The following is a 12551-nucleotide window of genomic DNA, read 5'->3' as shown; positions in this document are numbered from 1 at the left end:
ACAGAGGGCCAGCCGGTGCAAACCGGCTGGCCCTTTTTTACGTTAGAGGCTGTCAGGCCGCCAGACGGGTCAGTACCTTCACCAGCAGGTCGATGCGCGGGGCAATGCTGGCCAGATCCAGATACTCCTCGTCACTGTGGAAACCGGCACCGATGGGGCCCAGACCATCCAGAGTGGGAATGCCGAGGGCGGCAGTGAGGTTGGCATCGGAGCCGCCCCCTACCTCTTGCCAGCGAATGGGCAGCCCCAGTTCGGCGCCGCACTCCTCCACCAGCTGCATCAGTGCCTGAGTGCCCTCTGACGGCACCATGGCCGGTTTGTGGGCCTCGCGGGTCAGCTGGATGGTGACGCCGTCCAGATGGGGCCGCTCGGCCAGGGTCAGCAGATGATCGTCGATCTGGTGGTACTCCTGATTGTCCCAGAAGCGGACGTCCACCACGGCGCTGGCATGGGCCGGCACTATGTTGGCGCCATTGCCCCCCTCGACAATGCCGATGTTGAGGGTGGTGCCGCTCTCGAAGTTGGTCAGGGCGTTGATGGCGAGGATCCAGTGGCCCAGCTCGGTGATGGCGCTGCGCCCTTTCTGCGGTTCGTTGCCCGCGTGAGCCGCCTTGCCGGTGAAGTCGATGCGATAACGGGCCATCCCCTTGCGCGCCTTGACCAGCGAGCCATCGGCGCGGGCCGCTTCGGCCACCAGCACCTGTTTTGCCTGTTTGGCCACCGCTGCCAGCCAGTCGCTGGAGTGCAGGGAGCCGATCTCCTCGTCCGGGTTCATGCAGACGCAGATGCTCAGGCGATCGCGCACCTCGCGGGGCAGTTCACGCAGGGCATAGACGATGTTGAGCAGGCCGGATTTCATGTCGGAGACACCGGGGCCGTAAGCGCGCTCACCATCGATGCTCATCGGGCGGGCGGCGGCGGTGCCGAGGGGGAAGACGGTATCCATATGGCCGATCAGCATTACATCGATCTGCGCCGCATCAGGCTGGTTGCGGATCTCCAGTCCCACACCGGCTGCGCCACAGTCGACCCGCTTGATCTGCCAGCCGCCCATCGCCTCATATTTGGCGGCCATCAGGTCGGCCACTGCCGCAATGCCCGGCTGGTGCAGGGATCCGCAATCCAGATTGATCAGCGGGGCCAGTTCGGTCAGGTATTGATCCAGAGAAAAAGTCATTGCTTGCTCCACTATCAGGTTCGGGTCAGAGAAGGATGTTCATCACCAGCATGGCGCCGAAGGCGTTGAGTACCGAGATGGCGACCATGATGGGGATGTAACGCCCTTCGGTGCCGATACAGCCGAGGATGCGGCCCATGTACTGCACCTGGGAGCCCATCAGGTAGATGGCTGGCGCCAGAATGGCGATGTGGGTGCCGTTGAGGATCCCCTGATCGAACAGGGTGATGACCACACCGACTGCACCGCCCATCGACATCCAGGCGCCGATCAGCACGGCTGCCGCTTCACCGGGCAACCCGAAGATGGCCATGACAGGGGAGAAGATGGCGCCCATGGCATCCAGCGCGCCGGTGATCTGCAGCGCCTTGATGATGACGAAGGCCATCAGTACGTTGGGTACGGTGGAGGTGGTGGCGATGACCCAGCCCTTCTTGGCCCCTTCGACGAAGATATCGGTGACGATGGGTTTCTTGATGTTGGCCTGGCTCATTTGGCTTGCTCCTGAGTGTTGAGGGTCTGCTGGGTGTTGTTATCGGTCTGCTTGCCTTCGCTCATATTGAGGTAGACCCGGAACAGGTTGGCCCCGACAAATTTGAAGGCGAACATCACGATGACAGCCAGACCGATGGAGGAGCTGACCGCAGGGCTGCCATCTGCCAGCGTCAGGGTGAACAGCACGGCGCCGGAGGAGAAGAAGTTGACGATGGTGGCACCAGCGGAGAACTGGAACATGGTGAACACGTCGGTTTCACGCTTGGTGATGAGCCCTTCATCCTTGAGCTGGCGGGTCATGGCGGCACCGGCATCTGTGCTCTGCAGGGAGGCGATCAGTGCCAGACCTGTATTGCCCGGGATCCCCATCAGTGGACGCAGCAGCGGGGTCAGCAACTTGCGGGCCGCTTCCAGCGCGCCGTAGTGTTCCAGCACATTGATCATACCGAGGGCAAACATCACGGTGGGGATCAGGGTCAGGGCGAACAGAAAGCCGTCTCGCGCCCCGTTGCCCCCCTTGCCGCGCATGTCGGTCATGGCGGTCTTGATGCCGTCACCATTCTCGCTGACGCTCTGGACCATGGTACCGAACGAACCGTTCAGCGTGGTGAAATCGAATACCCCGTACCACTCGCCGGATTGCAACAGTCCGGAGAAGAAGACCACGGCGAAGGCCAGTGCCAGGTAACTGCCTATGCTCACCGAGCGTGTTTTGTCTGTCATTAGCTAGCTCCATATGAATAATTATTTAATCTGAATAATTATAGTTGATATAAGTGTCACTAAATTGATGGTGGTCAAAATGGTTTGCTGCAAATGACGAATGTATTGGGGTTATGTGACTGTGATCGCCATATGATTGGACGATAATCTGGTTTTTATCGAATTGTTTGAGTGAATAAAAAGCAGGGGCGGGATAGCGGGGCAATAAAAAACCGGGCACTTGGCCCGGTTTGGTCAATCAGTCAGATGTGATTACTGGAGTACCAGTACCATCAGCAGGCCGACACTAATGGCAGATACCAGGAAGGCAAAGCCATAGAACACATAGTGGTGCAGCTTGGTGGTGTGGATCCCCAGATCGTGCAGACCGTGGTAGATACGGTGCATACCGTGCCAGACTGGCAGGGCGATGATCACCAGCAGGATGCAGGCACCCCACCAGGAGCTGGCGAACGCGTGCACGCGGTCATAGCTCATGGTTTCCACGTCCATGATGCCCATGGGCACCAGCAGACCGGTGATGAGGACAATGACCGGCAGCAGCATGGCAACGACCATGCCACCCGCACCAAACAGACCCCAGTAAATTGGTTCGTCAGAACGTCTCATTGTTTTCTCCTCAGGCCACGATGATCAGGACAAGCAGGGACACCACCGCCAGCGCCACATACTGGGCGAGAACGATCGGCTTCTCCGGTACCAGGTCTTCACCACGGAAGATACGCATGGCTTTCGGCGCCAGGGCGAACCAGGTTTTGGCATGGAACAGGCACGCCGCCAGAGCGACGACATGGAACAGGATGGCGATCGGGCTTTGCAGGGATTCCAGCCAGCCGTTGAACGCTTCCTGACCCTGAACCAGGCGCATCAGGCCCCACATCAGCACAACGGCGTAGATGGAGACGAAGATACTGGTGCCTTCACGGATCATGTAACCGGTGTAGAAGGCGTTCTTCAGCCACCAGTCTTTCTTCATTTCGCGGACGTAAGGTTTACGTTTGCTATCAGTGTTGTTCATGGTCTCAATCCTGCTCTCAATCTGGCTTGAACATGGCGATCATGTAGTCCTTGGCGCTTTCGACCTTGCCAAGCTGGATGGCCGCCGCCGGATCGACGCCTTTCGGGCACACTTCGGAGCAGTAGCCCACGAAGGTACAGCCCCAGACGCCTTCGTCCTGGCTGATGATGCGCATACGCTCTTTGGCACCGGCATCACGGTTGTCGACGTTGTAGCGATAGGCCAGAGCCAGTGCCGCCGGACCGGTGAACTTCTTGTTGATGCCGTACTGCGGGCAGGCCGCGTAGCAGAGACCACAGTTGATGCACTGGGAGAACTGCTTGTACTGCGCCATCTGGGCCGGAGTCTGGATGTACTCGCCATCACACAGGCTGCGTGGCTCGCTCGGGATGATGTACGGCTTGATGCTCTCCAGCTTCTCGATGAAGTCGGACATGTCGACCACCAGATCGCGCTCGATCGGGAAGTTGTTGAGCGGCTCGACGGTCATCTTGCCCGGCAGATAGTCGCGCAGGAAAGCCTTGCAACCCAGCTTGGGCACACCGTTGACCATCATGCCGCAAGAGCCGCAGATCGCCATCCGGCAGGACCAGCGGAAGCTCAGGGTAGAGTCCAGGTGATCCTTGATGTACTGCAGGGCGTCCAGCAGAGACATCTCTCTCTGGTATGGCACCTGGAAGGTTTGCATCCAGGGCTCGTTATCCTGTTCCGGACGGTAGCGCAGGATCTCAATTTCAATCATCTCAGCCATTCTTCTTAGCCTCGTCTTGTTTCTCACCCTCGGAGCCGTACACGCGTTTTGCCGGCTGGGACTTAGTGATCTTCACATCGGAGTAATCGATGGAGGGCGTTTCGCCATTTTTGTAGAACGAGAGCGTGTGCTTGAGGAAGTTCACGTCATCGCGCTCTTCGTAACCATCCAGACGCTGGTGGGAACCGCGGGACTCTTTACGATTGATGGCGGAGTGCGCCATGGCTTCAGCCACGTCCAGCATGTAGCCCAGTTCGATGGCGTACAGCAGATCGGTGTTGAAGACAGAGGACTTGTCGTTGATCTTGACCTTCTTGTAACGGGCTTTCAGCTCGTTGATCTTGTCGATGGTGCCCTGCATCAGCTCTTCGGTACGGTAGATACCGACACCGGCTTCCATGGACATGCCCAGCTCGTTGCGGATATCGGCCGGGTTTTCGGTACCGTCTATGTCCATCAGGGAGAGGTGCTGCTTGATGAGCGCCTCGGCCTTGGCGGCCAGGGCTTCGGTATTGCCATGCTTCTGAGTCTTGGCAAATTCACCTGCCTGCTCACCGGCCAGCTTGCCGAATACCACGATCTCGGACAGGGAGTTGGAACCCAGACGGTTGGCACCGTGCAGACCGACGGAGGCACATTCGCCCGCGGCGTAGAGGCCGGGCAGACGGGTGGCACACTTGTTGTCAGTCTCGATACCACCCATGGTGTAGTGGGCAGTCGGACGTACCGGAATAGGCTCTTTGGCCGGATCCACGTTGACGTAGGCTTTGGCCAGTTCGCAGATGAACGGCAGACGCTCTTTCAGGTACTTCTCGCCAAGGTGACGCAGGTCGAGGTGAACCACATCGCCCATCGGGCCCTGAATGACGCGGCCTTTCTGCTGCTCTTGCCAGAATGCCTGGGAAACACGGTCGCGCGGACCCAGCTCCATGTATTTGCTCTTCGGCTGGCCAATCGGGGTTTCCGGGCCCAAGCCGTAGTCTTGCAGGTAGCGGTAGCCATCCTTGTTCAGCAGGACGCCACCCTCACCACGACAACCTTCGGTCATCAGGATGCCGGTGCCCGGCAGACCGGTCGGGTGATACTGGACGAACTCCATATCACGCAGCGGTACGCCGTGACGGTAGGCCAGTGCCATGCCGTCGCCGGTGACGATGCCACCGTTGGTGTTGTAGCGATAGACACGGCCAGCACCGCCGGTTGCCACGATCACGGATTTGGCCTGGATGAAGCGGGTGATACCGTTCTGGATGTCGAAGGTCAGTACGCCCTGGACACGGCCGTCGTCCACGATCAGATCAAGGCAGAAATGCTCGTCGAAGCGCTTGATGCTCGGGTATTTGACGGAGGTCTGGAACAGGGTGTGCAGAATATGGAAACCGGACTTGTCTGCGGCGAACCAGGTACGGGGAACCTTCATGCCACCAAACGGACGCACGTTGGCTTTGCCATCCGGCTTGCGGCTCCAGGGGCAACCCCAGTGCTCCAGCTGGATCATCTCTTTGGTCGCGTTGTTGACGAAGTATTCCACTACGTCCTGCTCGCACAGCCAGTCACCACCGGAGACGGTATCGTTGAAGTGGTTTTCGAGGGAGTCGTCATCACGGACGACACCGGCGGCGCCGCCTTCGGCAGCAACCGTGTGGCTGCGCATCGGGTAAACCTTGGAAATCAGGGCGATGTCCAGGTCTGGCTGTGATTCGGCTATAGCGATAGCGGCGCGTAAGCCGGTACCGCCAGCACCGATGATGGCCACATCGGTCTTGATAATATCCACATCTGCCTCCTTAGGGATAGATTTGCTGGGCACGATTTTGCTCTATGAAAAAAATTCAGGCTTGATGCAAGTCAAACTGCTAGGTTTTATTCCCTTTTTATTGGTTATTTTTCTATAAAACACCCAAATCCCTGGATGAAAATGTCGTTATTATCGTCATTTTTTGGTGTTACTGAGCAGTTTAACACCTAGCTACGAGCACTTTAACTTCTGGATTGTACGTAGTTTTCTTTCAATAAAATGCGAATCACCTCTCTTTTTAGGTACTCGCGAAAAAAATTTTAAGTTTTTTATTGTAATTTTTTAATGAGAATTATTGGCATTCACCCATTCGGATAGAAATAGGTAATCCGAAATGCTGCGGTGACCACGGCGGTGATCTGATAATTCCAGACGAATTACAAGGATTTCAAGGCGGGGTATTTGGCGGGTAATGTGAGATTACTCACTGAAAATTAAGCGCTATTTAGAAAAATAAAAGGGGCCTGTACGGCCCCTTTTGCTCATCCTCAAATGCGGAACATACCGACCTGATTGCTCAGTTCACCCGAAATATTTTTAAGTTGTTCAGAGAGATGGCGTGAGCTGTCTGCATCCACTGCCAGTTCGTCCGAGACATCTTTCACCGCCTGAATGTTGCGGCTTACCTCATCGGTGACGGCCCGCTGCTCCTCAGCCGCGCTGGAGATCTGGGTCGCCATGTCGGAGATCTGGTTGATCGAGGTGGTGATCTGTTCCAGCGCATGGGTGGCGTTGTTGGCGTCATCCACGCTGTTCTGGGCCAACAGCTGGCCTTCGTGCATGGTGCTGACCGCTCCCTGGGTATTGCGTTGCAGGGTTTCGATCATATTGCGGATCTCGACGGTAGAGCTGTGGGTACGCTGTGACAGGACGCGCACCTCGTCGGCTACCACCGCAAAGCCGCGACCCTGTTCACCGGCACGGGCCGCTTCGATGGCGGCGTTGAGTGCCAGCAGGTTGGTCTGCTCGGCGATGCCCTGAATGGTGGAGAGGATGGTGTTGATCTCCTGAGCGTTTTTCTCCAGTTCCTGAATGATGTTGGAGGCCTGTTCCACCTGGGTGGCCAGATCGGTGATGGAGCGCTGGTTGCGGGCGATCACCTGCTTGCCATGCTCGCAGCTGCTGGAGGAGCTGCGGGCCGCTTCAGCGGTCTGCTCGGCGTTGCTGGCGACCTCGACCGCGGTGGCCGACATCTCGTGTACCGCAGTGGCGATCTGGGAGATCTCGTTTTGCTGGCGTGCCAGCCCCTGATTGGCTTTTTCCGCCATGCTGTGGGAGGACTTAGCCTGCTGGTTGAGCTGGCCGGAGGAGTTGGAGATATCCTGCACCATCACATGGATCCGCTCGATGAAGGTGTTGACGTGTTTGGCAACCGCGCCTACTTCATCCACACGTTCAATCTTGATCCGGCGGGTCAGATCGCCGTTGCCACGGGAGAGATCGGCAATCGCTTCGCCCAGGGTTTTCAGAGGGGCCAGCGAGCTGTTGATGGCGACATAGGAGAAGCCTGCCACGATCAGTATGGTGATAAGCCCCTGAATGAGGGAGGAGGTAACCATGCGGCGTACCGACTGGTAGGCGATCTCTTCATCCACCATCATGCCGTAATACCAGTTGGTATTGGGAATGGCATTAAAGTCGTAGACCTCTTTCTTGCCGCTGATCACCAGCTCGTTGATCATGCCGTCATGGGCGACCTGATTGATGTAGGCCGCAGTCAGTTCCGGTGCCAGAGCGGTAGCGGATTTCAGGCTCAGGGAGGCATCTGGGTGCGCGATGATGGTGCCATTGCTGTCCACCAGCATGGCGTAGGTGCCCTCGGTGGTGACCGCCAGAATATCCGAGATCAGTGAGCTGATGGAGACGTCACCGGCGATGACTCCCTGGGTATTGCCGCGCTGGAACGGCTCTGCAATGGTGACAATCAGCTGGCCGGTGGAGATGTCGGCATAGGGGGCTGTAATGACCAGCTTGCCTGCGGCGGCCGCGTCCTTGTACCAGGGGCGTTGACGTGGGTCATAACCGGCGGGCAAATCGGTTGGTTTGCTCTGGATCATCTTGCCGTCTGCGGTACCGGCATAGACCAGGTCGAAGCCACCGGCATTCATGGACTGGGCCAGATGACTGATGGGCTCGTCTTCTTTGGCGAATGCTTCCTTGGTGGTGCTGACCATGCTGATCCGGGAGTCGACCCAGCGGGAGATCCCCTTGACGTTGGCCATGGAGCTTTCGTCGATGATGTTCCAGACCAGTCGCTGGGTCTCGCTGCGCAGTTGCGAGGTGTTGTACCAGACTTGCAGGCAGGTGATCACCAGAATAATGACCCCGATAGCCAGAACAAGCTTGTTTTTAATGGATAAGTTCATAGTTACATCCTTGATGAGCGTCAGTCTGAAGTGTGTGGCATCTGATTATTGTTATAGCCTTGTTACTATCGGCCGTAGTCGAACTTTTTTTACCCCGGTCAACAAATTAAAGTTAGTGCCTAAATGGGGGCTTATCCATACGCGTATCGTCCCATCATGGTGAGATAAAGCGATCCGGTCGATTGGTGAAGATTCCATCGACCCCCATGCTAGAGAGCGTTTCATAATCTTCTGGATAATCAACGGTATAAACTAGAACTTTGAGCCCCCGGCGATGTGCATCATCGACCAGCGCGGCGTCGATAAAATCAACATCGCAATTGATGGACCAGGCTCCCAGCTTGTCGGCAAACTGCGCCAGGTTGAGCGGCAGGTTGGCGGTCAGGGCACCGAGCCGGATATCGGGCCGCAAGGCGGCAAATCGGGCCAGCTCCGGGTGATGGAAGGAGGAGACCACCCACTGGCCGGGAGTAAAGCCCAGCTCGGCTTCTGCCCGTCGGGTCAGGGCTGCCACCGCATCGGCGGTATGAGCCCCCTTGAGCTCGATATGCAGCTCGCAGCGTCCGGCGATGATCTCCATCACCTGCCACAGGGTCGGGATCACCTCTCCTTCACCGGCATCGAGCTGCTCCAGATAGGAACGGGATTGTTCGGTCAGCACCCCCTTGCCGTTGGTGCAGCGCTCCAGCCGCCGGTCGTGGAATACCCACAATTCGCCATCGGCCGCCTGCACGTCGATCTCGATGGCTGATGCTCCCAGCTCCAGCGCATTGGCCATCGCCTTGAGGGTGTTCTCCGGTGCCAGACCGCTGGCGCCACGGTGGGCAATAATCTGCATGTTCTGCTCCTTTTACCTCGCGGATCAGCCGCGGCTCAGGTGAATGTCGATCTGTTGATGGGGCAGGGTAAGTCCCTGCTGCTGCATTTTCTCCAGCACCAGCGAATGAACCTCATGGGTGATGGGCATCCGGTGATCCATGTTGTTGACGTAGAGGCGGATCTCGTAGATCAGTGCCGAGTCGGTGAATTCGATCAGGAAGACCTCTGGCGTCGGCGTCTCCAATACCAGGGTCGATGCCTGGATGGACTCCTCCAGAATGCGCTGTACCAGTTTCGGATCCCGGGTCAGGCCGATCCGGATCCGCAGTTTTACCCGGGTGATGGCATCGGAGAGCGACCAGTTGATGAACTGCTCGGTAATGAAGGCCTTGTTGGGCACGATGATCTCCTTGCGATCCCAATCCACTATGGTGGTTGCCCGGGTCTTGATCTTGGTGACGGTGCCGGTGAGATCGCGAATGGTGACGGTGTCACCGAGCCGGATCGGCTTCTCAAACAGGATGATGAGGCCGGAGACAAAGTTGGCGAAGATCTCCTGCAGACCGAAACCCAGCCCCACCGAGAGGGCGGCGACCAGCCACTGGGTCTTCGACCAGTCGATGCCGAGCATGGAGAAGCCGGTGAGGGCACCGATCAGGATCACCAGATACTTGCTGGTGGTCGTGAGGGCAAAGCCGGTACCTGGGGAGAGGCTGAGGTGTTGCAGCAGGGTCAGCTCCATCAGCCCCGGCAGGTTGCGGGCTGTCACCACGGTCAGAATGAAGACGAAGGCGGTCAGCATCAGATCCTGCAAGGTGATGGCCGAGAGCTGCTCGATGCCGCCAATCTTGCTGCTCACCTGCCACACCTCGATATTGCTGAGGAAACTGAAGGCGGAGTTGAGATCCGACCATTGCACCACCACCAGCATGGTGAAGCCCAGCATCAGCAGGGTGCGCACCAGTCCCAGCGACTGGGCGCTGATGGTATCGAGATCCAGTTCAGTCTCTTCCACCACGTCCGGGGTCTCGGAGCTGAGCTCGTCATGCCCCTCTTCCCGGCCGCGCTGGGCCAGGATCTCGGCCCGCTTGCTCTTGGCACGCTCGAAGGCGAGGCGGCGGCGCTGGATCAGCATCCAGCGTCTGGCCAGATAGTAGACCAGCAGGCAACCCAGTCCCATCAGCAGGCTAAGCTCCAGCTGGCGCAGCAGGGTGCGCGAGGTATAGAAGTAGCCAAACAGGGCGCCGATCACCGCCAGCAGCGGCGCCAGCATCAGGCTGTTCCAGATGAAGTGGTGCAGCAGATGGGGCTTGGTCATATCGGTCTGGCCCCAGGTGAGCGGCAATCGCTCCCGGTTGAGACGGGCAAAGAAGAGCAGCAGCCAGAGTGCACCGATCATGAAGGCCATCCGGCCGAGGGAGTCGTAGAAGGCGTGCTCCTGATAGCTGTTGGCCATCCCCTGCACGAAGAAACTCGGGATCAGCACCAGCAGCAGGGTGCGAAACTGCCCCCACACCTTTTGCACCTGTTCCCGGGGCCAGCGGAAGTGGTGGATCAAAATCCCCCGCTCCAGCGTCAGGTGGCGGGCCATCACCAGTGCCAGCAGCAGAAACCAGATCTCGCCAAGACCGCGCGCCACCGCCACCGCAAACGGGTATTGCCAGGCCCCTTCGAGCAGGCCGCGCACCATCAGCACCATGGCGGGCAAGGGGAGGGCGGCAAGCAGGGAGCGCAGCAGCAAGCGGCTGGTGAGGCTGAATTTGTCCTGAGTTACCTTGCCGATCCGCGGCGCAATATGGTCGCAATAGAGGCTCAGGTGACGGGCCAGTTTGAACCAGCTCCAGGCCAGCACCAGCAGACCAATACCGGCCAGCGTGAGGCTCAGCGGGCTGTTCTCGGCGATGGCATAGGGCAGTTGCAGCCAGTTGTCCGGGTTGAAGGCCAGGGTCAGCGCGGCGGGAATGCCGAGCATGACCTGTGGGGTAAAGGGGCGCACATCCGGCATCCAGAACAGGTGGCTGGCGCTTATTTCACGGATCTCGTCGATCTTGCTGTTCTGGCGGCTGTAGAGCAGCTTGAGACGGGTCTGCTCCTGAATGAGGGTGTCTGAGGCGTCGTTGAGCCGGGTCAGCAGTTGGCGCCGGGCCTTGAGCAGGTTGTCGAGCACCGCTTGTTGCGGCCGATCGAGCGTCACCTCCTCTTCGGCCATCAGCTTGTCGCGCAGCTGGCGGGTATCCTTGAGCCCATCCTGCTCGCTCTCATACTGGTACTTGGCCATGCGGGCGCTGACGATGGCGGACTCCAGCTTGTCGAGGGGGAACTGGGGAGGCAGATCGGAGAGTTTGCTGCGCAGGTTCTCGCCGTAGGCATTACTGATCTGCAGCCACTCCAGCTGTTCGCGTACCGAGTTGACCAGCTCATTCAGTTCAAACAGATTCTTGTCGACGCTGCGCTGCTCGTCCTGCACCCGCTCAATCTGATCTTCCAGTGTGCCGAGCTGGATGGAGAGCGCCTGATTCTGCTGTTGTTGCTCCAGCAGCAGCGGCATGTCGGTGGTGAGTTGTTTGCGCAGCCGCTCGCTCTCCTCCAGCGCCTGCTCGGTCTTCTCCCGCCGCAGCTGGTTCTGCTGGGTCAGCAGGCTGGCTTGCCACTCATCCTCGTCGGCGATGGCCAGATTGAGCTCCTGCAGCTTCAGCTTGCCGAGATCGTTGCGCTGCTGGGCAGAGAGTTGCTCCAGCTCCAGCATCTGGATCCGGTCGGAGAGGCTCTGCTCCTTCATTCTGGTCAGCAGCAGTTGTGCCTCCTGCTGGCGATCCGATTCGCTGCTGAAGCTCAGTCGCTCCAGCTGGCTGCGGGTCAGTTGCAGCTGTTTGCGCAGATCATCCACCCGCAGGTGATACTCCTGCCCGGTGCTTTCCAGCTGGTTGAGGCTGTCCATCACCCCCTGCCGCTCCTTGCGCAGGTTGAGCTGGCGGTTGCTGCTCAAGCCTATGGCCTGGCGCAGCGCCTCCTCCTTGAGGCTCGCCAGCGGCGGGCGAGCGGCGGGCTGATAGTTGTGCAGGCTTTCCTTGAGGCGTGCCGACTCCTTGGGGTAATCGATGAGGATCTGCTGATAGGCTTTGCTCTGCTCCCGGTAGCGCTCGGCCTCTCTGGCAAATTGCAGCGCCTGCTGATAGCTCTCCCGCAGCTTCTGGTTTTCCGGGGTATCGCTCTTGGGCACGCTCTGCAACAGGGATTCGGCCTGGGCAATGGCATCGTCGGCGCGCACGGCTGACGGCAACAAGATAAGGGAGAGCAGCAAGAGGGTGAGCAGGCGTTGCAACATGAGGCTCGTTTCCGTTCAGAAGAGGTGGCCCTAGCCTAAAACAGGGCAGGGAGGCGGGTAAAGCAGTCTATATTAATGA

At 58.6% G+C, this 12551-nt stretch carries 10 protein-coding genes; all 10 read right to left on the bottom strand.

Annotation, left to right across the window (positions count from 1 at the left end; translation table 11 throughout):
* Positions 1-52 precede the first annotated feature (52 nt).
* The gene (locus L972_RS10095) at positions 53-1177 is read right to left on the bottom strand and encodes a M20 family metallopeptidase (RefSeq protein WP_047437970.1); all 1125 of its coding nucleotides are present in this window, start codon (positions 1175-1177) and stop codon (positions 53-55) included.
* A 25-nt stretch (positions 1178-1202) separates the two neighbouring features.
* Positions 1203-1670, bottom strand: a complete 468-nt coding sequence (locus L972_RS10090; RefSeq protein ID WP_005335063.1) for a YjiG family protein — start codon at positions 1668-1670, stop codon at positions 1203-1205.
* Positions 1667-2395 carry a nucleoside recognition domain-containing protein gene (locus tag L972_RS10085; protein WP_005335061.1) on the bottom strand — a complete coding sequence of 243 codons (729 nt, stop codon included), beginning with the start codon at positions 2393-2395 and terminating at the stop codon, positions 1667-1669. Before L972_RS10085 ends, L972_RS10090 begins: the two co-directional genes overlap by 4 nt.
* A 252-nt stretch (positions 2396-2647) precedes the next feature.
* Entirely contained in the window at positions 2648-3004 is a 357-nt protein-coding gene (frdD, locus tag L972_RS10080; RefSeq protein WP_005335059.1) for a fumarate reductase subunit FrdD, read from the bottom strand.
* 10 nt (positions 3005-3014) lie between these two features.
* Positions 3015-3413: a hypothetical protein gene (locus tag L972_RS10075; protein WP_005335058.1), complete on the bottom strand. Its 399-nt coding sequence runs from the start codon at positions 3411-3413 to the stop codon at positions 3015-3017.
* Positions 3414-3429: 16 nt separating this feature from the next.
* Complete coding sequence (locus L972_RS10070; RefSeq protein ID WP_005335057.1) at positions 3430-4164, bottom strand: succinate dehydrogenase/fumarate reductase iron-sulfur subunit; 735 nt, start codon at positions 4162-4164, stop codon at positions 3430-3432.
* Complete coding sequence (gene frdA / locus L972_RS10065) at positions 4157-5941, bottom strand: fumarate reductase (quinol) flavoprotein subunit (protein ID WP_047437968.1); 1785 nt, start codon at positions 5939-5941, stop codon at positions 4157-4159. The genes L972_RS10070 and frdA overlap by 8 nt, the downstream gene beginning before the upstream one ends.
* Before the next feature lie 509 nt (positions 5942-6450).
* The gene (locus L972_RS10060; RefSeq protein WP_047437966.1) at positions 6451-8328 is read right to left on the bottom strand and encodes a methyl-accepting chemotaxis protein; all 1878 of its coding nucleotides are present in this window, start codon (positions 8326-8328) and stop codon (positions 6451-6453) included.
* 154 nt (positions 8329-8482) lie between these two features.
* Positions 8483-9166: a glycerophosphodiester phosphodiesterase gene (locus L972_RS10055; protein WP_047437964.1), complete on the bottom strand. Its 684-nt coding sequence runs from the start codon at positions 9164-9166 to the stop codon at positions 8483-8485.
* Between the two features lie 24 nt (positions 9167-9190).
* The gene (gene mscM, locus L972_RS10050; protein ID WP_047437963.1) at positions 9191-12472 is read right to left on the bottom strand and encodes a miniconductance mechanosensitive channel MscM; all 3282 of its coding nucleotides are present in this window, start codon (positions 12470-12472) and stop codon (positions 9191-9193) included.
* Positions 12473-12551: the final 79 nt, after the last annotated feature.

Origin of the sequence: Aeromonas sp. ZOR0001 (genome assembly GCF_000801015.1) — a bacterium.
GTDB classification, from domain to species: Bacteria; Pseudomonadota; Gammaproteobacteria; order Enterobacterales; family Aeromonadaceae; genus Aeromonas; species Aeromonas veronii.
The sequence above is the reverse complement of the archived record's forward strand: the minus strand, read 5'-3'. Positions and strand labels throughout refer to the sequence as shown.